Consider the following 21,581-nt stretch of genomic DNA (forward strand, 5'->3'; position numbering starts at 1 on the left):
AGCCGCATACACGCCGCCCCTATTGTGGGGATCACCACAGTTTCCCTAGCGATCGATAATGTCGTCGCCTAAGGAATCTACCGGGCGCCGGCGTGACGGCCCGAGGGGCCCCGCACCCGGCCGTGCACGGCCGCGCCCCGGCGCGCGAAGCCCGGTATCGTGACCGGTCGTGACGAAGATGCTGCGGGACCGGCGGATTCTCGCGGCGGCGGCCGCGCTGGCCGTCCTCGCACTCGCCGCCCTGCTCCTGCCCCACCCGTCCGTCGCCGAGGTGCGCGCCTGGGCCGAGGCGGCCGGGCCGCTGCTTCCGCTGCTGTTCTTCCTGATCCACGCCGTGGTGACCGTGGCCCCGTTCCCCCGCACGATCTTCACCCTCAGCGCCGGGGTGCTGTTCGGGTCGGCCACGGGCATCGCGGTGACCGTCGCCGCCACGACCGTCAGCGCCGTGCTGGCGCTGCTGCTGGTGCGTGCGATCGGCCGCGGGGTGGTCGAGGAGCATCTGAGCCACCCCACGGTCCAGGCGGTCGACGAGCGACTGGCGCGGCGAGGCTGGCTGGCGGTGGGGTCGCTGCGGCTGATCGCGCCCCTGCCGTTCGCGGTGGTCAACTACTGCTGCGGGATCTCGTCGGTGCGGGTGGCCCCGTACGCGCTGGCCACCGCCGCCGGCATCCTGCCGGGCACGGTAGGGGTGGTCCTGCTCGGCGACGCCCTCACGGGACGCACCCATCCCGCGCTCCTGGGGATCTCGGCGGTGTGCATCGCCGTCGGCGCCTCGGGACTGTGGCTCGAGTCCCGCCTCCCGGCGCCCCGCCCCGCGACCACCACCGTGTCATCAAGCCCTGAAGCTTGATTTTTGCTATTCAAGGCTCCATCCTTGATGAATGTTCGTGTTGACTGTCGATCAGCGCGGCAGCCGACGGGACGTCGACCGGGTCGCGGACCTGCTCGGCGAGCTGCGCGGCGCCGAGCTGCTCCGCCCCTTCGAACGCACCGCCGGCGACGAGGTGCAGGCCGTCGCAGCCGACCCGGCCGTCGTGGTCGATCTCGCCCTCGACCTCGTCCGCCGGGGCCACTGGAGCGTCGGCATCGGCGTCGGGCCCGTCGAGCAGCCCTTGCCCGCGCAGACCCGCGCCGGCCGCGGCCCGGCCTTCGAACATGCCCGCCGCGCCGTCGACCGCGCCAAGAACGCACCCGCCCGGGTCGCGGTGGAGGGACCGGACGCCGCCGCGGCCGCCGACGCGGACGCCGCCCTCACCCTGACGGCGCTGCTGGTGACCCGCCGCTCCGATGCCGGGCACGAGGCCGTCGAACTCGTCCGCCGCGGACTCACCCAGGCCGAGGCCGCCACGCGGCTCGGCATCAGCACCCAGGCGGTGTCGCAGCGTCTGGCCGCCGCCGGATGGCAGGCCGAACCGGCCGGCCGCGACCTCGTCCGCCGTCTCCTGGAAAGGGCCGATCGTTGACCGTCGTCACCCTGGTTCTGCTCGCCGTCGCCGCGCTGGCCCCGATCCTGGGCCTGCGCCGCGGCACCCCCGTGTGGCTCGTCGCCGGACTCGCCGCGGCGGCCCTTGCCGGTGCCGCGCTCGCCGCGACCGCCACCCCCGCGGTCCGTGGCGTCGCCCTGGCCGCGACCCTCGTGCTCACGACCGCGGCGGCGGTCACCGGCGGCGGCCCCGCCGTGCTGGCCTCGTTCCGCATCGCACGTCGGCAACCCGATGCGGGACCGGTCCCGCCGTCCCCGGCCGGACCCGAACCGCCGCCCGGACCGCTGCGCGGCGGCCGGGTGATCGGCCTGCTGGAGCGGGCGGCGGTCGCCGCCGCGATCCTGGCCGGATGGCCGGAGGGCATCGCCGTCGTGCTCGCGGTCAAGGGCCTCGCGCGTTATCCCGAACTGCGCGAACCCCAGGCCTCGGAGCAGTTCATCATCGGCACCTTCACCAGCGTGCTGTGGGCGATCGCGGTGTGCGGGGTGGGACGGGGCCTGCTCACCTGAGCGGCCGCGCAACCCCGGGATCCGGGTCCCGGGGTTCAGGTCACCGGGTTCAGGTCACCGGGTCCAGGTCACCGGGTCCAGGTCACTGGGGTTCGCCGTGCCGTTGCCCGGGCTGCGGCTGCACCCATCCGCCCGTGATCGGCTCGGACGGCGGCAACGCCGCCGACGGGGGCTCCCCGCCCCGGCGTTCGGCGCCGGTCGGGTTGTGCACCGCCGGATCGACCGGTTTGCGGGCGACGGCCTCCGCGGCGGCGACGGCCTGCGCGACCTCCGGATCACGCGCGGTGGAGAACCAGTCGGCCACCTCGTCGGTGTCCTCCTCCGGTCGCGGGAGCCGCTCGTCGACCGGGCTGGGCTCGAAGCGGAACACCCCGTCCTCGCCTGGGGCGCCGAGATGCCGGGCGAAGCCCTTGAGGGCGTCCCCGAAGTCGCTCGGCACCATCCACACCTTGTTCGCGTCGCCCTGCGCCATCTGCGGCAGCGTCTGCAGGTACTGGTAGGCGAGCAACTCCGGGGTGGGCCGGCCGGACTTGATCGCCGCGAACACCTTCTCGATGGCCTTCGCCTGACCCTGCGCCTCGAGGTACTTCGCGGCGCGGTCACCCTGAGCGCGCAGGATCCGCGACTGGCGGTCCGCCTCCGCCTCGAGGATGGCCGCCTGCTTGGCACCCTCGGCCGACAGGATCCGGGACTGCTTGTCACCCTCGGCGGTCTTGATCGCCGACTCCCGATGCCCCTCGGCGGTGAGGATCATCGCCCGCTTCTCGCGGTCCGCCTTCATCTGCTTCTCCATCGACTCCTGGATCGACGGAGGCGGATCGATGCTCTTGAGCTCGACCCGGGCCACCCGCAGACCCCAGCGGCCGGTCGCCTCGTCGAGCACCCCGCGCAGCTGGCCGTTGATCGAGTCGCGGGAGGTGAGCGTCTCCTCCAGGGTCATGCCGCCGACCACGTTGCGCAGCGTGGTCACCGTCAACTGCTCCACCGCCGCGATGTAGTTGCTGATCTCGTACACCGCCGCCTGCGGGTTCGTCACCTGGAAGTACACGACCGTGTCGATGCTCAGGGTGAGGTTGTCCTGGGTGATCACCGGTTGCGGCGGGAACGAGACCACCCGCTCGCGCAGATCCACCTTGGCCCGGATCCGGTCCACGAACGGGACCAGGAACGTCAGCTGACCCGACACCGTCCGGTAGTACCGGCCCAGCCGCTCGATCACCGCGGCCTCGGCCTGCGGCACCAGCGCCACCGATTTGACGACCACCAGCGCGACGAACGCCACGACAACGGCGAGCACGATCAGCGCTTCCATCTACGGTCCCTTCCACACGACGGCCGTCGCGCCGTCGATCTGCATCACGGTCACGGTCGTGCCGGGCGGGTACACCTCGGTGACGTCGAGCGGACGCGCCGTCCACACCTCCCCGTCCAGCTTCACCTGCCCGGAATGCGCGGCCACCTCCTCGAGCACCAGCGCCTGCTTGCCCGGCAGGGCGTCCACGTTCGTCGCCTTCGCCGGTGGCAGCGCGTAGCGGCGGCGCAGCACCGGCCGCACCCCGCCCAGCAGCACGAGCGACGAGACCGCGAACACCAACGCGTCGGCCCACACCGGCAGGTCCGTCGCGGCGGACACCCCCGCCGTGGCCAGAGCGGCCGCACCGAGCATCAGCAGGACGAAATCGCCCGTCAACGCCTCCGCGGCGGCGAGCACCAGCCCGGCGATCAGCCAAATCAATGCCGACACGACGCCATCCAACCACAAATCGGACATCCCGGGTGGAACCGCAGGCCAGGGCCGCGGTGCCGTCAGTCCCCGGCGGGCTCGGTGACGAAATCGACGAGCTGCTCGACCGCCCCGATCAGCGGCGCCTCGAGATCGCGGAAGCTCGACACCGCCGAATAGACGCGACGCCACCCGTCCTGCGGGCTGCCCCACCCCAGCGCCCGGCACACCCCGGTCTTCCAGTCCTGCCCACGCGGAATCGTCGGCCACGCCTCGATGCCCAGCGCCTTCGGCCGCACCGCCTGCCACACGTCGACGAACGGATGCCCGGTGACGAGCACGTGCGGCCCCAGATTCGCGGTCAGCCGCTCCTCCTTGGAACCGGCGACGAGGTGGTCGGCGAGCACCCCCACCCGGCGACCGGGACCGGGGGCGAACCCGGCGAGCCGCTCCCCCAGGTTGTCGAGACCCTCGAGCTGTTCGACCACGACACCCTCGACACGCAGATCGTGCCCCCACACCCGTTCCACCAGGGCGGCGTCGTGCACCCCCTCCACCCAGATCCGGCTGCCGCGCGCGACCCGCGCCCGCAGCCCGGCGACCTTCGTCGACCCGGACGCGGACCGGGCGGCGCCGGCCGCCGCGGGGCGCGGCGTGGGCCGCACCAGGGTCACCGGGCGGCCGTCGAGGAGGAACGCCGCCGGACGCAGCGCGAACAACCGGGTGCGCCGCGCGGCGTCCTCGAGCCGGACGAAGTCGCCGTCGTAGGTGCGCTCGAAGCCGACGACCGCACCGCACCACCCGGACGCGGCGTCCTCGACCACGAGGTCCTTCTCGGCAGCCACCTCGGGAACTGCGGGTCTACGGGCGCGCGGATGGCCGGCGAAGATGTCGCCGCCGTACATGTCGGGACTCACCCGCGCCACGTTAGGGCCGCCGCGGCCGCAGCCGCGGGAGGGCACGCCGACGGTCGTGACTGCGCCGTCGGGACGGCGCCTATGCTCGGAAACCGTGAGTTCCCCCGGTCAGACCCTGACGGTGTGGGCCGGTTCCTGGCTGGCCGGACACGCCGCGCCCGACGACGTCCTCGACGCCCTGCACGCCTGGGCGCCGCTGCACCTGGTGGTCTCCCACGACGAGCCCGCCGGCGACGTCTCCGGCGTGCCCGCACGCTCCCCCGTCGACGGCGCCGCCGTGCTGCTCACCGCGCTGCGCCGGGCCGACCCGGCCGGCGCGGACGGGATCCGGCTGGTGCTGCCCGCCCCCGGCGACGTGCGCGGCCTGCCCCCGGGCACCGCGCTGGCCCGCGCCGCGGTCGCGGCCGGCGAGGCGGTGCTCGCGGGCGCACCCGGAACACCCGGTCTCGGCTTCGTCCCCTCCGTGGAGGGCCCGGACGTGCTGCGCTGGACCCTGTTCGCGGTCCCGGCGGTGCCCGAGCCGCCCGCCGAGCCCGGCCTCGGGGAGGCCGAGTTCGCCATGCGCGAGGCGGTGCGGGAGGCCGCGACCAGGGTGGGCGGGGTGCTGACCGTGGGCGCCGGCGGCCGCGCCGCCGATCCCCGGGAGCAGATCGCAGCCGAGATCGCCGAGCATGCGCGGCACCGCTATCCGGAGTCGATGCCCGAACGCGCCGCCCGCATCCTCGACTCGGCCGATCAGGTCGCGGCGATCCTCACCGTCGCCGGCCGCGGCGCGGAACCCGACGCGGCCTCGGCCACCGGGCAGGCGGCGCGGGAGCAGGCGCTGCGCCCGCTGTGGGCCGCCGTGCGCGCCGCCCGGCTCGGGGCGGTGGCGGCCACGGTCCGGGCCGGCCATCACGCCTGACGCACTGCCGGCGACACCCCGCCCGGGACGTCCCCCGGCACGATGGCGCTCTTCTCCGTCCGGATCGCCGCCCGCACCACGATCAGCAGCAGCAACGACACCGCGAACCCGGCCAGCGCGCCGAACTGGCGCAGGTCGAACAGGAACACCTGGGTGACGAGCAGGTTCACCGCGACGGAGGCGTACAGCAGCCGCAGCGCGGGCAGATCGCGGTGCCGCGCGAACTGCCAGAGTCCGGCCACGATCAGCACGGCGCTCACGGCACCGGAGAGTTCGGCGCCGATCTCGGAGATGCCGGCGTCCTCGGCCTCCCACCCCGACCCGGCCAGTACGATCGCCAGTCCGACGAGGGTGTGGGCGGCGTGCACGGCGAACACCACCAGCACGAGCCGGCGGGCCGCGGCGGTCGCCGCCCAGGCCGTGACCCGGTGCTCGATCCGGTCCCGGGCCGCGGCGATGCGCCCGTCGAATCCGGTCGTCGCCGCGACCGGCGCGGCCAGCGCGGCCCGTACCGAGCCGGCCAGCTCACGCTGCGCCGGATCCTGAACCCCTGCCAGGACGTCCAGCGCGCGGCGGCGCCCGAGCTCGTCGAGCCGGCCGAGCACGAGATCGGTCAGCGCCTCGAGACCGACGGCGAGGCGCTGCCGGTCGGTCGGGCCGCGCCGCGCCAGTGCCACGCGGGCACCGAGGTAGAACGCGACGAGCACCACGTACATCACGGCCACGGCGGGCCGGAAGAAGTAGTCGACGTCGGTGGTGAGGAACTTGCCGACCTCGTCGAGGAACAGCCCGAAGCCGATCCCCCCGAGCAGCGCGGCGCGCATCCGCACCCGGCTGCCGTGCCGGATCAGGGCGCCGACGAGGGCGACGGCCATGAGCAGCCCACCCCACAGCACGTGCGCGATGTGCAGGGTGCCGCCGCCGATCTGCGGATAGCCGGTCGCGGCGAGGTAGCTGCGGGTGACGAGCACGGTCGCGACGGTGGCGACGAGGAAGACCTCGACGCGGGTGAGGGCGGCGTCGTCGACGGTCATGCCGACATCTTCCCCCGGGTCGTGGCGGCCGAGCCCGATATCGGCGCGACCGCCTGCCCGTCCGGCTCGGGGCACCGGGCAGCACGGTCGGCGAGTCGACCCGGCGCGGCAGGTGGTGGCTGTCGGCCGGAGCCCGCACGCCGGGCCCGCGGGCCGGGCCCGCGGGCCGGGCCCGCCCGGTCAGCGGCGCGGCCGTGCCGGGGGCCGGCAGCATTCGGGGGCGCAGAGCTCACCGTTGCACCCGACGCCGAGCAGCGGTTCGGTGCCGCGCCGCACGGGGGCGGCACCGTCGAGGCGTTCGCGCACCAGCTCACGCACCATCTGCACGAACCGCGGGTCGGTGCCGGCGGTGGCGGCGCGGACGAATGCCATGCCGAGTTCCGCGGCCCGGTCGCGCGCCTCGGTGTCGAGATCCCAGACGACCTCGAGGTGGTCGGAGACGAATCCGACCGGCACGACGACGACCGCGTCGATGCCGCGGGCGTGCAGAGCGTCGAGGTGGTCGACGATGTCCGGCTCGAGCCACGGCACCTGCGGGGGTCCGGACCGGGACTGCCACACCAGGTCGTGGTCGCCGGTGCCGGTGGCGGTGGCGACCAGGCGGGCCGCCTCGGCGACCTGCCGGCTGTAGAGGTGCCCACCCAGATCGGGGGGGCCACCGGTGGCGTCGGCGGCGGTGGGCACCGAGTGCGCGGTGAACACCAGGCGCGCCGCGTCGCGACGGTCGGCGGGCAGCTGGGCCCGGGCCGCGGCGACGGCGTCGGCGACGGCGGCGAGGAAGAGCGGATGATCGTAGAAGTGCCGCAGCTTGGTCAGCGCGGGCGCGTCGTCGCCGACGGCGGCGCGGGCGCGGGCGATGTCCTCGTGATACTGCCGGCACCCCGAATAGCCACCCCAGGCCGAGGTCGGGAACACCAGGGCGTTGCGCACCCCGTCGCCGCGCATGGCCGCGACGGTGTCCTCGATCATCGGGTGCCAGTTGCGGTTGCCGAAGTAGATCGGCAGGTCCAGCCCGGCGGCGGCGAAATCCACCTCGAGACGCGCGATGAGGTCGCGGTTGAGGGCGTTGATCGGGGACACACCGCCGAAGTGCAGGTAGTGCTCGGCGACCTCGTCGAGGCGTTCGGGTGGCACCCCCCGCCCGCGGGTGACGTTCTCGAGGAACGGGCGCACGTCGTCCGGCCCTTCCGGGCCGCCGAACGAGAGCACCAGCAGCGCGTCGTACGGCTCGGGGGTACGGGTCATGGCTCGACCCTAGGCGCCGGCACCGAAGCCGACCTGGGAATGGAAGCCCCCGTCGACGTAGACGATCGACCCGGTGGTGCCGGGCAGCCAATCCGAGAGCACCGTGCACACGGTCTTGGCGACGGGCGTCGGATCCTCGACGTCCCAGCCGATCGGGGCGGCCGCGGACCAGCCCTCGTTGAGCCGGTTCATCTCCGCCCCGGGACCGGTGGCGTCGCCGGCGATGGCCTTGGCGGCGAGGGTCTTGATCGGGCCGGCGGCGACGAGGTTGGAACGGATGCCGCGGCCGCCGACCTCCTTGGCGACGTAGCGGTTGACGGACTCGAGGGTGGCCTTGGACACGCCCATCCAGTTGTAGAAGGGCACGGCCCGGGCCGGGTCGAAGTCCATGCCGACCAGGGACGCACCGTCGCTGAGAACGGGCAGCAGCGCCTTGGCCAGTGCGGCGTAGGAGTAGGCGGACACTTCGAGGGCGACGGCGACGTCGGTCCACGGCGCGTCGAGGAACGGGCTGCCGAGGCAGGAGCGGGGCGCGAACCCGATCGAATGCACCACGCCGTCGAGGCCGTCGGGGGCGAGTTCGCACACCCGGTCGGCGAGGGTGGCGAGATGCTCGGTGTTCTGCACGTCGAGTTCGAGGGCCGGCGGCACCGGCTGCGGCAGCCGCTGCGCGATGCGGTCGATCAGGCGCAGCCGGTCGAAGCCGGTGATGATCACCTTCGCGCCCTGTTCCTGCGCGACCTTCGCGGTGTGGAAGGCGATGGAGGCGTCGGTGATGATGCCGGTGACGAGAATGGTCTTGCCCTCGAGCAGTCCGCCCATGAGTGTGTCGGTCCTCCAGTGAGTTTCGGATGTGGTGGCGTGCGCCGGTGTCAGTGGCCCATGCCGAGGCCGCCGTCGACGGGGATGACCGCGCCGGAGACGTACGCGGAGTCGTCGGACGCGAGGAAGCTGACGACGGCGGCGACGTCCTCGGGTCTGCCGAGACGCTGCAGCGGGATGAACTTCTTCGCGGTGTCGCGGACGTCGTCGGAGAGTTCGGCGGTCATGTCCGTCTCGATGAAGCCGGGCGCGACGACGTTGGCCGTGATCGACCGCGAGCCGAGTTCGCGGGTCACCGAGCGGGCCAGGCCGATGACGCCGGCCTTCGAGGACGCGTAGTTGATCTGCCCCGCCTGACCGGCCATGCCGACGACCGAGCCGAGGAAGATCATCCGGCCCCAGCGCCCTCGCAGCATCGCGCGGTTGGCGCGCTTCGCGCACCGGAACGCACCGGTGAGGTTGGCGTCGACGACCTTCGTGAACTGGTCCTCCGTCATCCGCATCAGCAGCGTGTCGTCGGTGATGCCGGCGTTCGCGACCAGAACCTCGACCGGTCCCTGGTGCTCTTCGACCTCCTTGAACGCGGCGTCGACGGAGTCGCTGTCGGTGACGTCGCAGCGGACGGCGAACAGCCCGTCCGGGGCGCCGGAGCCGCGGTGGGTGACGGCGACCCTGTGGCCGTCCGCCTGCAGGCGGCGGGCGACGGCGAGGCCGATGCCACGGTTGCCACCGGTGACGAGAACCGAGCGGGGGGTGGCCGCGGGGCGCGGCGATCCGGCGGGGCTGCTTGCGTCAGTCATGGGGTCAAACCCTATCTGGTGGCGGTACGGGTCGGTAACAAGGCGCCCCGAGCGGCGGGCGGACCGGCTGCTACGCAGGTCAGGGCAGGCGTTGGCGCAGCAGCAGGGCGGCGCCGACCCCACCGGTGACGGCGAGGACGCCGAGGATCAGCCAGGGGCGGCTGGCGTCCCCGCGGGTGGTCTCGTACCCGATCTGTTCCTCGAGGGTGTTGTAGGCGTCCTCGAGTTCCTGCAGGTTCGATGCGGTGAAGAAGGTGCCGCCGGAGAGGTTTGCGATCTCCTTGAGGGACGGATCGTCCACCGGAACCGGGATGCGTTCGTTCTCGATCGAGACGGTGCCGTACTCGGTGCCGAAGGAGATCGTCGAGACGGGCACGTCCTTGTCCGCGGCCTGCCGGGCGGCGGTGAATCCCCCGCGTGGGTCGTCGGGGCTCTCCGGGACGGTCTGCTTGCCGTCCGAGAGCAGCACGATCCGGGCCGGGGGTGCCTGGTCGCCGCCGCCGAGCACCGCGGCGAGGGTGTCGACGGACTGCAGGGCCGTGAAGATCGCCTCGCCGGTGGCGGTGCGTTCGCTCAGCTGCAGGTTGTCGATCGCGGTCTTGGTGGCCTCCCGGTTGGTGGTGGGCGAGACGAGCACCGACGCGGTGCCGGAGAACGCCACCAGGCCGAGATTGATGCCGGGTGTCAGGTCGTCGGCGAAGGACTTGGCGGCCGCCTGCGCGGCGGCCAGACGGGTCGGCTCGACGTCGGTGGCCTGCATCGACAAGGACACGTCGATCACCAGGACGACGGTGGCGCGGTTGCGCGGGACCCGCTGTTCGGCGGTGGGCCCGGCCGCGGCGACGGTGAGCAACGCGAGACCGGCCAGCAGCAACGCGACCGGGACGTGCCGGCTGCGGCCGGGCCGCTGCGGCGCCACCTTCTCGAGCAGTTCGAAGTTGGTGAACCGCAGCGTGTGCCGCATGCGGCGGCGCTGCACCGCCACGTACCCGGCGGCGAGGGCGAGGACGACGAACAGGAACAGCAGCCACCACGGCGCGGTGAAGTCGGAGATGCTCACCGGGCCCCCTTCACGGGCGCGCCGAAGCTGTGGCGGCGGGCGGCGACGAACCGGACCACGTCGTCGATCCAGTTGCGGTCGGTGCGCAGGCTCAGCAGGGGGGCGCCGCAGCTGCGGACCGCCCGGCGGACGGCGTCGCGGTGTTCGGTGGCGGCGCGCGCGTAGTCGGCGCGCAGCTGCTCGGTGGTGGTGAACTCGCGGGTGCGCCCGGTTTCGGGGTCGTGCAGCACGACGTCGCCGAGGTCGGGGAGTTCGAGATCGCGGCGGTCGAGGACTTCCACCGCGAGCAGGTCGTGCCGGCCGGAGAGGGCACGCAGCGACCGTTCCCAGTCGAGGGGGCCGAGGAAGTCGCTGACGACGACGACGAGGCCGCGGCGCCGCTGCGGGCGCCGCAGCGACTCGATCAGGCCGCGCAGGTCCCCGCGGGTGCCGTCGGGGGCGTGCGGGGTCGTCGCGATGGCGCGGAGCATCGCCTGCGTGTGCAGCTGGCCGCCGCGGGCGGGCACGCGGCGGGTGTGCGCCCCCGTCCCGACCACCGCGCCGATCCGGTTGCCGCCGCCGCCGGCGAGGTAGCCGACCGCGGCGGCGGCGGCCACGGCGAGGTCCCGCTTCTCACAGACCCCGGTGCCGAAGTCGAGACTGGGCGAGAGGTCGATCGCCAGCCACGTCTCGAGCTCGCGGTCGGCGACGGTCTGCCGCACGTGCGGGTGGGTGGTGCGAGCGGTGACGGACCAGTCCATCTGGCGCACGTCGTCGCCGGGCTGGTACTCGCGGGCGTCGCCGGGCTCGGAGCCGGGGCCCGGGATGAGTCCGAGGTGGTCGCCGTGCAGCACGCCGTCGAGGCGGCGCCGCACCGTCAGCTCGAGGGTTCGCAGCGCCGCAGTCAGGGCGGGGTCACGCAGCTCGCCGGAACGGAAGGTCGGCGGAGTGACCGGGGGGCGTCGGCTCACCGCTGCCCCGCACCGGCCTCCGGCCCGGGCATCCCTGCCGCCGGCGCGGCCGCGACCCCGACCGGCGCCGGGGCGGGGACGGGCGGTTCGGCCTGCGGGGCCACCTGCGGCATGCCGACGGTCTGCAGGATGCGGGCGATGATCTGGTCGGGCGAGACGTCGTCGGCGAGGGCGTCGTAGGACAGCACCAGCCGGTGCCGCAGCACGTCCGGGATGACGTCGACGACGTCCTGGGGCACGACGTAGTCGCGGCCGCGCAGCAGCGCCAGGGCCCGCGCGGCGGAGATGATGCCGAGCGTCGCCCGCGGGGACGCTCCGTAGGCGATCCAGCCGTCGACCTCGGTGAGGCCGATCTCGCCGGGAGCGCGGGTGGCGAAGATGACCCGCACCACGTAGTCGACGAGGGCGTGGTGGACGAACACGCGGTTGGCGACCTGCTGCAGGCGGATCAACTCGTCGCTGTCGAGGATCTGCTTGGGTTCGGGTGCCGCCACCCCCATGCGGTAGACGATCTCGCGTTCCTCCTCCACCGTGGGGTAGTCGACGAGGACCTTGAACAGGAACCGGTCGCGCTGCGCCTCCGGCAGCGGATACACGCCCTCGTTCTCGATCGGGTTCTGGGTGGCCATCACCAGGAACGGGTCCGGCATGGGGAAGGTCCGGCCACCGATCGTGACGTGCCGTTCGGCCATCACCTCGAGCAGGGCGGACTGCACCTTCGCCGGGGCACGGTTGATCTCGTCGGCGAGCACGAAGTTCGCCACGACGGGGCCGAGTTCGGTGTCGAAGGCTTCGCGGCCCTGCCGGTAGATGCGGGTGCCGACGAGGTCGGTCGGCACGAGGTCGGGGGTGAACTGCACCCGCGAGAACGATCCGCCGACGACCTTGGCGAACGTCTCGACGGCGAGGGTCTTCGCCACGCCGGGGACCCCCTCGAGCAGCACGTGGCCGCGGGCGAGGACGCCGACGAGCATCCGCTCGACGAGCCGGTCCTGACCGACGATCACCCGTTTGACCTCGTAGATGGCCTGTTCGAGCAGCCGCACATCGTGTGCCTGGTCCGACGTGCGGCCCGCCTCCCCGGTCGGGGCGGACGCGGCGGTCTTCGCGTCCGACGTTGCCGTGCCCGACGTGCCACCCTCGCGTGAGGTCACCAAGAATCCACCGCTTTCGCCTCGTTGCTGCTGGAAGTCACCTACCCACACCACTATTCCAGGTGGCGGACGTCGGCGCCGTCGCCGAGCCGGTGCCCGCGGTCACCGGTGTCGGACGAGCCTCCTCCGGCCGGGTGGGAGCAGTGTGTCAGGACACCATCCGTACCACGTACGGGGTCATGCCGTCCCAGCGTACCGGTGAGATCTTCACGTGCGAACCCGACTGCGGGGCTTCGATCATCTGCCCGTCGCCCAGGTACAGGCCCACGTGCTGGCTGGCGTTCGGGCCGTAGAAGATCATGTCGCCGCGGCGCATCTGAGCCGACGGCACCTGCTCGCCGGCGGTGTACTGGTAGCCGGTGTAGTGCGGCAGCGAGATCCCGATCCCGGCGAACGCGTAGATCATCAGCCCGGAGCAGTCGAAGCCGACCTTGTTGTAGTCGCCGTAGCTGTCCGCGACGCCGCCGTCGCGGATGCCGAGGGTCGGACCGTTCTCGTCGCCACCGCCCCACGCGTAGGGCACCCCGATCTGGGACATCGCCCGGTCGATCACCGTCTCGACGGCGGCCGCGCCGGTGAGGGTCGAGCCCCGCTCGGGGCTGGTCCGGGGCCGGCTGCGGGTGGGCGGAGTGGTGGTGGTGTCCTCCTCCACCACCGGGTCGGCGCGGTCGGGACTCGTCGCGTCCTCGGAGCCGGACTCGTCGCTGCCGTCGGTCGACGAGTCGCCCGAGCCGCCGGTGCCCGAGCCGTCGGTGCCCGCACCATCGGTGCCCGAACCGTCGCTGCCCGAATCGTCGGTGCCCGAATCGTCGGTGCCCGAGCCGCCGGTCCCCGCACCATCGGTATCGGGCCCGCCCGTACCCGACCCGTCCGCGCCGGATCCGTCGGCACCGGATTCGTCGGCACCGGATTCGTCGACACCGGATTCGTCGGCGTCCGATCCGTCCTGCCCGGACGTGGCGCGCCCAGGCCGGGTCGTGCCGGAGGTCGGCGGCAGCGGCGACTCGAACCCGACCTCGGACTCGCCGGAGTCGGCGGCCGCGGCCTGGGGCCGCACGTAGCCGTCGATCTGGGTGTGGGGGCGCTGCCCGTTGGCCAACTCGGCCGCGCGGGCATTGGCGTCGGAGTCGGCGGCGACGCGCCGGGCGGCGTCGGCCGCCGCCTGCCGCGCGGCAGCCTCGGCCGCCGCCGTCGCGGCCTCCTCGGCCTGCCGCTGCCGATCCCACTCCGCATACTGCGCGCGCTGACCCTCGAGTCCGGTGACGGTGCCGCGGGCCCGGTCGAGTTCGGCCTGCGCCTGTGCGCGGTCCTGTTCGATGCGTTGCTTCTCGGCCGTCTGCGCGGCCAGCGCGGTGCGCGCCTCGCTGATGGCGGCCTCGGCGGCGGCACGACGTTCCTCCGCCGCCGCGGCGGCGGCGTCCGCTTCCTGCTTGCTGGCGCGCGCTCGCGAGTCCCGGTTGGCCTGCTCGGTGCGGGCACGTTCGAGCGCGTCGAGGACGGCGGTGCGGCCCGCGGAGAGCAGACGCATGATCTGGGCGCGGTCGAGCAGATCGTCGGGCCCGGTGGAGCCGATGAACGAGGCGAGCGAGGCGACATTGGTGCCCTGGACGTAGCTGTCGCGGGCGAAGGCGTCGAAGTCCTGCTGGGCCTGCCGGATCCGGGTGCCCGCGTCCTTCAGCGCCTGCTGCGACAGGGTGACGGCGTGGGCGGCGGCGTCGGCGGCGTCGCGGGCGGACTGCAGGTCGACCAGGGCGCGGTTGACGTTCTCCCGTTTGATCGCCACCTGGTTCTCGAGTTCGGCGAGGTGCTGGTCGGCTGCGGCGATGCGGAGGATGAGACCGCCCACCTGGTCCAGCCCGGCGGCGACGGCACCCCCGGCGGCCGCGAGATCGGCATCGCTCGGATTGGGTGGCGGGGGCGGGACCGCCCCGGCGGACGCGGCAGTGCCGGCGATCAGCGAGGCGGCCAGGCCGATGCCGAGGACCAGCCGCGCCGTGCGGGGCAACCGGCGTCTTCGGGGCGTCCGCGACGACTGCCGGGACATCGCCTGCCGTATTCCGCTACGCCTCACATCGCCCTCCCTCGGTCGCGCCGGCGGGACGCACCCGAGCGCAACCGGGAAAGGGGTCGGTGCAGCAGCGATCCACCACGGACGAGGCCGCGGTTGCACCGCTCGACGGCCCGGCGTCGACTCACGGTTCGCACCGCAACCCGGCACCGGGTATGTGTGACACCCCTTCCCCAAGAGCGCCAAGTGCACCGTACGACACTTCGCACCCCGAGGAAACTCCAGTCACAGAAGACGGAAGCGTACTGAGACCTGTGTCAACGGCCTGAGCTGTGACGACGGCCACAGTCGGGGGCGAAAATTCTCCGTCGCGTCAGCGCGGGATCCGGTCGGCGGCCGCCGTCGTCGTGTCGGTGTCGTGACGGCGACGGACCGCCTTGGCGAGATACGTGGCCCCGGCCGCGCCCGCGACCGCGAGCAGCAGCAGCACCGTGAGCAACGTCCAGGGCGGCGCGGGCTCGGTGAGAGCGTCGACGAAATTCGACGCCGAGACGACCGGGTCGCCGGTGTAGGTGCGGTCCTGCGCGGACTCGAGAACCACCCGATCGATGCTGTCGCTGTGCGCGCCCACCCAGCCGGGGCTGAGCACGAGCACGGTGCCGCCGTCCTCGCCGGCGACGTCCGTGGCGAGGTCGCGCAGCTGCGAATCGAGACGCGGATCGCGGTCGAGCACGACGATGCTCAGGTCGATCCCGTGCTGCTGCGCGCGTTCGACGACGGCAACGAGATCGTCGACGCGCTCCGGGGGTGCCGAGACCTGGTCGTCGGCGAGCTCGGCGAGGACCTGCTCGAGCGAGACGCCCGGCGGGAGGTCGGTGGCCGACGGCGTCAGGACACGTGGCAGGGGCGCAGACATCTCTCTCCGTGGTACTCGACGGCCACCGCTCGTGCGGCGCCGTTCGTACCCTACGCGACGAGGCGATCGCGGCGGCCGGACGCCGGATCGGCGGTTCCGTCCCACCGCTTCACAGGACAAGCGTACTGTTAGACTTGCCGCGAGACGCCTCCGACGCCGTCCGGCCCTGTTCTGCGGCCCGGCCCGGCTGCGGAGCCTCGCTTCGGCCGTCGACACAGCCCCGTCGGCGGCGAGCCTCATCGACGAGTGGAGCTGACGTGAGCACCAGTATTGATTCGTTCGGCGCCAAGGGGACGCTGGAGGTCGGAGAGAACTCGTACGAGATCTTCCGCCTCTCGGCCGTTCCCGGCACCGAGAAGCTGCCCTATGCACTGAAGGTTCTCGCCGAGAACCTGCTGCGCACCGAAGACGGTGCGAACATCACCGCCGATCACATCCGCGCCCTCGCGAACTGGGATCCGTCGGCCGAGCCGAGCGTCGAGATCCAGTTCACTCCCGCCCGGGTGATCATGCAGGACTTCACCGGCGTGCCCTGCGTGGTCGACCTCGCCACCATGCGTGAGGCCGTCACCACCCTCGGCGGCGACCCGAACAAGGTCAACCCGCTCTCCCCCGCCGACATGGTCATCGACCACTCGGTCATTCTCGACGTCTTCGGCCGGGCCGACGCCCTCGAGCGCAACGTCGACCTCGAGTACGAGCGCAACGGCGAGCGCTACCAGTTCCTGCGCTGGGGCCAGGGCGCCTTCGACGACTTCAAGGTCGTTCCCCCGGGCATGGGCATCGTGCACCAGGTCAACATCGAGTACCTGGCCCCCACCGTGATGGTGCGCAACGGCCAGGCCTACCCCGACACCTGCGTCGGCACCGACTCGCACACCACGATGGTCAACGGCCTCGGCGTGCTCGGCTGGGGCGTCGGCGGCATCGAGGCCGAGGCCGCGATGCTCGGCCAGCCGGTCTCGATGCTCATCCCGCGCGTGGTCGGCTTCAAGCTGACCGGCGAGATCCGGCCGGGCGTGACCGCCACCGACGTCGTCCTCACGGTCACCGACATGCTCCGCAAGCACGGTGTCGTCGGCAAGTTCGTCGAGTTCTACGGCGCGGGCGTCGCCGAGGTGCCGCTGGCCAACCGCGCCACCCTGGGCAACATGAGCCCCGAGTTCGGGTCCACCGCCGCGATCTTCCCGATCGACGGCGAGACCATCAACTACCTGCGCCTGACCGGCCGCAGCGACGAGCAGCTCGCGCTCGTCGAGGCGTACGCCAAGGAGCAGGGCATGTGGCACGACGCGGACAAGGAGCCCGCCTACTCCGAGTACCTCGAGCTGGACCTGAGCACCGTGGTCCCGTCCATCGCCGGCCCGAAGCGCCCGCAGGACCGCATCCCGCTCACCGAGTCGAAGACCGCCTTCCGCAAGGACATCCACAACTACGTCGAGGAGCAGCACCCCGTCGAGCACACCCAGCTCGACGAGGCCGTCGAGGAGTCCTTCCCGGCGTCCGACCCGGTCGCGCTGTCCTTCGCCGACGACGGCGCCGTCGACGTCCAGTCCGCCGCCAACGGCGCGGACGGCCGGCCCACCAAGCCGGTGCGGGTCGTCTCCGAGGAACGCGGCGAGTTCGTGCTCGACCACGGCGCCGTCGTCGTCGCCGGCATCACCTCGTGCACCAACACCTCGAACCCGTCGGTGATGCTCGGCGCCGCGCTGCTCGCCCGCAACGCCGTCGAGAAGGGCCTGTCGTCGAAGCCGTGGGTCAAGACCAACATGGCACCCGGTTCGCAGGTCGTCTCCGACTACTACGAGAAGGCCGGGCTGTGGCCGTACCTCGAGAAGCTCGGGTTCTACCTCGGTGGCTACGGCTGCACCACGTGCATCGGCAACACCGGGCCGCTGCCGGAGGAGATCTCCAAGGCCGTCAACGACAACGACCTGTCGGTGACCGCCGTGCTCTCCGGTAACCGCAACTTCGAGGGTCGCATCTCCCCCGACGTGAAGATGAACTACCTCGCGTCCCCGCCGCTCGTCATCGCGTACGCCCTGGCGGGCACGATGGACTTCGACTTCGAGACCGATCCGCTCGGACAGGACCAGGACGGCAACGACGTCTTCCTGAAGGACATCTGGCCGTCGGCCCAGGAGATCGACGACACCATCAAGTCGGCGATCAGCCAGGACATGTTCCGCAAGTCCTACGCCGATGTCTTCAAGGGCGATCACCGCTGGCAGAACCTGGAGACCCCGGAGGGCGACACCTTCGCGTGGGACGCGAACTCGACCTACGTCCGCAAGGCTCCGTACTTCGACGGCATGACGATGGATCCGGCTCCGGTCTCCGACATCAAGGGTGCCCGCGTGCTGGCCCTGCTCGGCGATTCGGTCACCACCGACCACATCAGCCCGGCCGGCCCGATCAAGCCCGGCACCCCCGCCGCGCAGTACCTCGACTCCCACGGGGTCGCGCGCAAGGACTACAACTCGCTCGGGTCGCGGCGCGGCAACCACGAGGTGATGATCCGCGGCACGTTCGCGAACATCCGCCTGCAGAACCAGCTGCTCGACGGGGTCTCCGGCGGGTACACCCGCGACTTCACGCAGGACGGTGCTCCGCAGGCGTTCATCTACGACGCCTCGCAGAACTACCAGAAGGCCGGCATCCCGCTGGTCGTCCTGGGCGGCAAGGAGTACGGTTCCGGCTCGTCCCGCGACTGGGCCGCCAAGGGCACCCGCCTGCTCGGTGTCAAGGCGGTCATCACCGAGTCGTTCGAGCGCATCCACCGGTCGAACCTGATCGGCATGGGCGTCATCCCGCTGCAGTTCCCCGCGGGTGAGTCGGCGAAGTCTCTCGGACTCGACGGCACCGAGGTGTTCGACATCGCGGGCATCGAGGAGCTCAACCAGGGCACGACGCCGCGCACGGTGCACGTCACCGCCACCAAGACGGACGGCAGCACGGTCGAGTTCGACGCGGTCGTGCGCATCGACACCCCCGGCGAGGCGGACTACTACCGCAACGGCGGCATCCTGCAGTACGTGCTGCGCAACATGATCCGGGGCTGACACCCCCGGATCGGCCGCCCGCACCCGCGGGCGGACCACGCTGTGCACCGGCGGCGGGCTCGGGGCGACTTCGTCTCGGGCCCGCCGTCTCCGCCCCGAAAGGACGTTCGCGGTGCCCAAGGTCAGTGAGGACCACCTCGCCGCGCGCCGGAGACAGATCCTCGCCGGCGCCCGCCGGTGCTTCGCCGAGTTCGGCTACGACGGCGCCACGGTGCGCCGCCTGGAGGACGCCACGGGACTGTCCCGCGGCGCGATCTTCCATCACTTCAAGGACAAGGACGGCCTCTTCCTGGCCCTGGCGCAGGAGGACGCCGCGCGGATGGCCGACGTCGCCGCCGAGCAGGGCCTGGTGCAGGTGATGCGGGACATGCTCGCCTCACCCGAGCAGTTCGACTGGCTCGGTACCCGGCTCGAGATCACGCGGCGCCTGCGCACCGACCCGGACTTCGCGAAGGCCTGGACCCAGCACTCCGCGGAGCTGACCAAGGCGACGGTGGGCCGGCTCGAACGGCAACGCGAGGCCGGCCGGCTGCGCGACGACGTGCCGACCGAGGTCGTGCTCAGCTACCTGGACCTGGTTCTCGACGGGCTGATCGCGCGGCTCGCCTCGGGCACCGCCGACGGCGAGCTGGCGGCGGTGCTGGACCTGGTCGAGGAGTCCGTGCGGCGCACCGCCGCCGGCTGACCCGGTCAGGTCGAGGCGCGTGCCGCGCTGCGCCGGTTCGGTCCGCCCCGGCCGCGCAGCGCGACGTGGGACTCCACGAGCACGTTGTGCACGAACCCGTAGGAACGGCCCGTTTCCTGCGCCAGCGTCCGGATGCTCGCCCCGGCCTCGTAGCGGCGTTTCAGTTCTGCCTGCAGACGGTCACGCGATTCCCCCGTGACCCGTGTGCCCTTGGTCAGTACGCTCCCGGCGTGCTCGGATTTGCGTGCCATCGGATCCTCCCGTCGGCTCGGCAAGGCCCCGCCTCCCAGGCTAGTTCACGGCGCGGGGCACCGGGAGGAATCGCGCAGGTCCGGGCCGCAGCGGCCGCCCGGCTCCGCACCGGAGATGCGCCCGCACCCGCCGCGCAGGTCGAAGCTCAGGCGAGCTGGATCAGCTCCAGGTACTCCTGCGACCAGTGGTCCTCGGTGCCGTCCGGAAGAAGGATGACGCGCTCCGGATCGAGCGCTTCGGCGGCCCCGGGATCGTGGGTGACGAGCACGACCGCACCGGCGTAGCTGCGCAGCGCGTCGAGCACCTGTTCCCGCGAGACCGGGTCCAGGTTGTTGGTCGGCTCGTCGAGCAGCAACACGTTCGCCGCGGAGGACACGAGCCCGGCCAGCGCCAGGCGGGTCTTCTCGCCACCGGACAGCGTCCCGGCGGGCTGGTCGAGCTGGGGGCCGGTGAACATGAACGCCCCGAGCAGCCCCCGCAGGTCCTGCTCCCCCGCGTCCGGTGCCGCGTGCCGGATGTTCTCCCACACTGTCGCATCGTCGTCGAGGGTGTCGTGCTCCTGGGCGAAGTATCCGATCTTCAGGCCGTGTCCGGGCACCAGCCCGCCCGCGTCCGGGGTCTCGACCCCCGCGAGCAGCCGCAGCAGCGTGGTCTTGCCGGCACCGTTGAGGCCGAGCACGACGACGCGGCTGCCCCGGTCGATCGCCAGGTCCACGCCGGTGAAGATCTCCAGCGAGCCGTACACCTTCGTCAGGCTTTCGGCGGTGAGCGGGGTCTTGCCGCACGGCGCCGGGTCCGGGAACCGGATCTTGGCCACCTTGTCGGCCACCCGCACCTCGTCGAGTTCGGCGAGCAGCTTGTCGGCGCGCTTGGCCATGTTCTGCGCGGCGACGGCCTTGGTGGCCTTCGCGCCGAGCTTGGCCGCCTGCTGACGCAGCGCGGACGCCTTCTTCTCGGCGTTGGCACGTTCGCGGCGACGGCGCGCCTCGTCGGTGGCCCGCGCGTCGAGGTACTTCTTCCAGCCCATGTTGTAGATGTCGGCCTCACCGCGCACCGCGTCGAGGAACCACACCTTGTTCACGACGTCGGCGAGCAGGTCCACGTCGTGGCTGATGACGACCAGCCCGCCGTCGTGGTTCTGCAGGAATCCGCGCAACCAGGTGATCGAGTCGGCGTCGAGGTGGTTGGTGGGCTCGTCGAGCAGCAGGGTGGTGGTGGACTTGCCGGAACCGTCGGAGGCGGCGAACAGGATGCGGGCCAGTTCGACGCGGCGGCGCTGGCCGCCCGACAGGGTGCGCAGCGGCTGGCCCAGCACCCGGTCCGGCAGGCCGAGGCTGGTGCAGATGCGGGCCGCCTCGGATTCGGCCTCGTACCCGCCGAGGGCCGAGAAGCGTTCCTCGAGCGACCCGTACTTGCGCACCGCCCGGTCGCGGACGTTCTCGTCGACGGCCTCGGCCATGACGGCCTGCTGCTTCTCCATCGCCCGCAGGATCTCGTCGAGGCCGCGGGCGGAGAGCACGCGGTCCTTGGCGAGCACGTCGAGGTTGCCCTCGCGGGGGTCCTGCGGCAGGTACCCCAGGTCACCGGAGCGGACGACGGCACCCGCGTACGGCTCCCCCTCCCCCGCGAGGATGCGCAGGGTGGTGGTCTTGCCGGCGCCGTTGCGTCCGACCAACCCGATCCGGTCGCCCGGCTGCACCCGCAGCGCCGGTCCCGGCGCCGAGAGCAGCGTCCGCACGCCGGCGCGGACTTCCAGATCGGTGGCGGTGATCACGCGTGGGACTCCTCAGGGATGTTTCGGATCGGTTGCCGATGATGCCGCAGGGGCAGGCGCACGAACCATTCATTTTACCGTCCGCAGCGCCGACTCCCGACGTGAGATGCGCTACGTTCCCCGGCATGACGACTTCCCCCCGATATCCCGCCGGCTCGGACCTGACGGGCCGGACGGCACTGGTGACCGGAGCGAGCCGCGGGATCGGCAAGGCGATCGCCGCGGCGCTGCTCGCCCGCGGCGCGAACGTGGCCCTCACGGCCCGCAAGGCCGAGCCGCTCC

21 protein-coding genes are annotated in these 21,581 nt (G+C 72.4%); 7 read left to right on the plus strand and 14 right to left on the minus strand.

Going from position 1 to position 21,581, the window contains the following annotated elements; genetic code table 11:
• Positions 1–169 precede the first annotated feature (169 nt).
• From RR3_RS10240 to RR3_RS10250, 3 genes are read left to right on the plus strand one after another with little or no spacing between them, the layout of a single operon-like run.
• Positions 170–850 (plus strand): TVP38/TMEM64 family protein, encoded by a 681-nt coding sequence (locus RR3_RS10240; protein WP_082061252.1) that lies wholly within the window; start codon positions 170–172, stop codon positions 848–850.
• A 31-nt stretch (positions 851–881) separates the two neighbouring features.
• Complete coding sequence (locus RR3_RS10245; protein ID WP_064066665.1) at positions 882–1,463, plus strand: hypothetical protein; 582 nt, start codon at positions 882–884, stop codon at positions 1,461–1,463.
• Positions 1,460–1,993 carry a hypothetical protein gene (locus RR3_RS10250; protein ID WP_064066664.1) on the plus strand — a complete coding sequence of 178 codons (534 nt, stop codon included), beginning with the start codon at positions 1,460–1,462 and terminating at the stop codon, positions 1,991–1,993. The genes RR3_RS10245 and RR3_RS10250 overlap by 4 nt, the downstream gene beginning before the upstream one ends.
• A gap of 82 nt (positions 1,994–2,075) precedes the next feature.
• Here RR3_RS10250 and RR3_RS10255 read toward each other — a convergent pair whose 3' ends face one another.
• The 3 genes from RR3_RS10255 to RR3_RS10265 all read right to left on the minus strand — a co-directional run bounded on the left by RR3_RS10255 (position 2,076) and on the right by RR3_RS10265 (position 4,621).
• Positions 2,076–3,305 (minus strand): SPFH domain-containing protein, encoded by a 1,230-nt coding sequence (locus RR3_RS10255; protein ID WP_010595054.1) that lies wholly within the window; start codon positions 3,303–3,305, stop codon positions 2,076–2,078.
• Positions 3,306–3,737 (minus strand): NfeD family protein, encoded by a 432-nt coding sequence (locus RR3_RS10260; protein ID WP_003934930.1) that lies wholly within the window; start codon positions 3,735–3,737, stop codon positions 3,306–3,308.
• A gap of 62 nt (positions 3,738–3,799) precedes the next feature.
• Positions 3,800–4,621 carry a DUF3097 domain-containing protein gene (locus tag RR3_RS10265; RefSeq protein ID WP_048773516.1) on the minus strand — a complete coding sequence of 274 codons (822 nt, stop codon included), beginning with the start codon at positions 4,619–4,621 and terminating at the stop codon, positions 3,800–3,802.
• Between the two features lie 106 nt (positions 4,622–4,727).
• Between RR3_RS10265 and RR3_RS10270 the strand changes: the two genes are divergently transcribed.
• Positions 4,728–5,537, plus strand: a complete 810-nt coding sequence (locus RR3_RS10270) for an Rv1486c family protein (RefSeq protein WP_010595056.1) — start codon at positions 4,728–4,730, stop codon at positions 5,535–5,537.
• On the opposite strand, the gene RR3_RS10275 is transcribed toward RR3_RS10270, so the two are convergent.
• From RR3_RS10275 to RR3_RS10315, 9 genes are all read right to left on the minus strand, one after another.
• Positions 5,528–6,571, minus strand: coding sequence for a hypothetical protein (locus RR3_RS10275; RefSeq protein ID WP_064066663.1), 1,044 nt, complete (start codon positions 6,569–6,571; stop codon positions 5,528–5,530). The two genes, RR3_RS10270 and RR3_RS10275, sit on opposite strands and share 10 nt — an antisense overlap.
• Before the next feature lie 180 nt (positions 6,572–6,751).
• Positions 6,752–7,816: a ferrochelatase gene (locus RR3_RS10280; RefSeq protein WP_010595058.1), complete on the minus strand. Its 1,065-nt coding sequence runs from the start codon at positions 7,814–7,816 to the stop codon at positions 6,752–6,754.
• 9 nt (positions 7,817–7,825) lie between these two features.
• A complete protein-coding gene (inhA, locus tag RR3_RS10285) occupies positions 7,826–8,638 on the minus strand; it encodes an NADH-dependent enoyl-ACP reductase InhA (RefSeq protein ID WP_064066662.1) in 813 nt (270 codons plus the stop codon).
• 50 nt (positions 8,639–8,688) lie between these two features.
• On the minus strand, positions 8,689–9,438 hold the full coding sequence (gene fabG1, locus RR3_RS10290; RefSeq protein ID WP_010595061.1) for a 3-oxoacyl-ACP reductase FabG1: 750 nt from the start codon (positions 9,436–9,438) through the stop codon (positions 8,689–8,691).
• A gap of 79 nt (positions 9,439–9,517) precedes the next feature.
• Positions 9,518–10,498: a VWA domain-containing protein gene (locus RR3_RS10295; RefSeq protein ID WP_064066661.1), complete on the minus strand. Its 981-nt coding sequence runs from the start codon at positions 10,496–10,498 to the stop codon at positions 9,518–9,520.
• Positions 10,495–11,448: a DUF58 domain-containing protein gene (locus RR3_RS10300; protein ID WP_010595063.1), complete on the minus strand. Its 954-nt coding sequence runs from the start codon at positions 11,446–11,448 to the stop codon at positions 10,495–10,497. Before RR3_RS10300 ends, RR3_RS10295 begins: the two co-directional genes overlap by 4 nt.
• The gene (locus RR3_RS10305) at positions 11,445–12,602 is read right to left on the minus strand and encodes an AAA family ATPase (RefSeq protein WP_010595064.1); all 1,158 of its coding nucleotides are present in this window, start codon (positions 12,600–12,602) and stop codon (positions 11,445–11,447) included. Before RR3_RS10305 ends, RR3_RS10300 begins: the two co-directional genes overlap by 4 nt.
• Positions 12,603–12,750: 148 nt before the next feature.
• Positions 12,751–14,646: an NlpC/P60 family protein gene (locus RR3_RS10310; RefSeq protein ID WP_064066733.1), complete on the minus strand. Its 1,896-nt coding sequence runs from the start codon at positions 14,644–14,646 to the stop codon at positions 12,751–12,753.
• A 337-nt stretch (positions 14,647–14,983) separates the two neighbouring features.
• Positions 14,984–15,526 (minus strand): Rv1476 family membrane protein, encoded by a 543-nt coding sequence (locus RR3_RS10315; RefSeq protein WP_010595067.1) that lies wholly within the window; start codon positions 15,524–15,526, stop codon positions 14,984–14,986.
• A gap of 257 nt (positions 15,527–15,783) precedes the next feature.
• Here RR3_RS10315 and acnA point away from each other — a divergent pair, with 257 nt between their 5' ends.
• A complete protein-coding gene (acnA, locus tag RR3_RS10320) occupies positions 15,784–18,588 on the plus strand; it encodes an aconitate hydratase AcnA (protein WP_064066734.1) in 2,805 nt (934 codons plus the stop codon).
• Between the two features lie 112 nt (positions 18,589–18,700).
• On the plus strand, positions 18,701–19,273 hold the full coding sequence (locus tag RR3_RS10325) for a TetR/AcrR family transcriptional regulator (RefSeq protein WP_010595069.1): 573 nt from the start codon (positions 18,701–18,703) through the stop codon (positions 19,271–19,273).
• Between the two features lie 5 nt (positions 19,274–19,278).
• Here RR3_RS10325 and RR3_RS10330 read toward each other — a convergent pair whose 3' ends face one another.
• Positions 19,279–19,524 (minus strand): helix-turn-helix domain-containing protein, encoded by a 246-nt coding sequence (locus tag RR3_RS10330; RefSeq protein WP_010595070.1) that lies wholly within the window; start codon positions 19,522–19,524, stop codon positions 19,279–19,281.
• Positions 19,525–19,670: 146 nt separating this feature from the next.
• The gene (locus RR3_RS10335) at positions 19,671–21,299 is read right to left on the minus strand and encodes an ABC-F family ATP-binding cassette domain-containing protein (protein ID WP_017682210.1); all 1,629 of its coding nucleotides are present in this window, start codon (positions 21,297–21,299) and stop codon (positions 19,671–19,673) included.
• A 125-nt stretch (positions 21,300–21,424) separates the two neighbouring features.
• Between RR3_RS10335 and RR3_RS10340 the strand changes: the two genes are divergently transcribed.
• Positions 21,425–21,581: SDR family NAD(P)-dependent oxidoreductase (locus RR3_RS10340; RefSeq protein WP_139278873.1), on the plus strand; the 157-nt coding region annotated here is incomplete at its 3' end.

It is taken from the genome of Rhodococcus ruber NBRC 15591 (assembly GCF_001894945.1).
In the GTDB taxonomy this organism is placed as follows: Bacteria; Actinomycetota; Actinomycetes; order Mycobacteriales; family Mycobacteriaceae; genus Rhodococcus; species Rhodococcus ruber.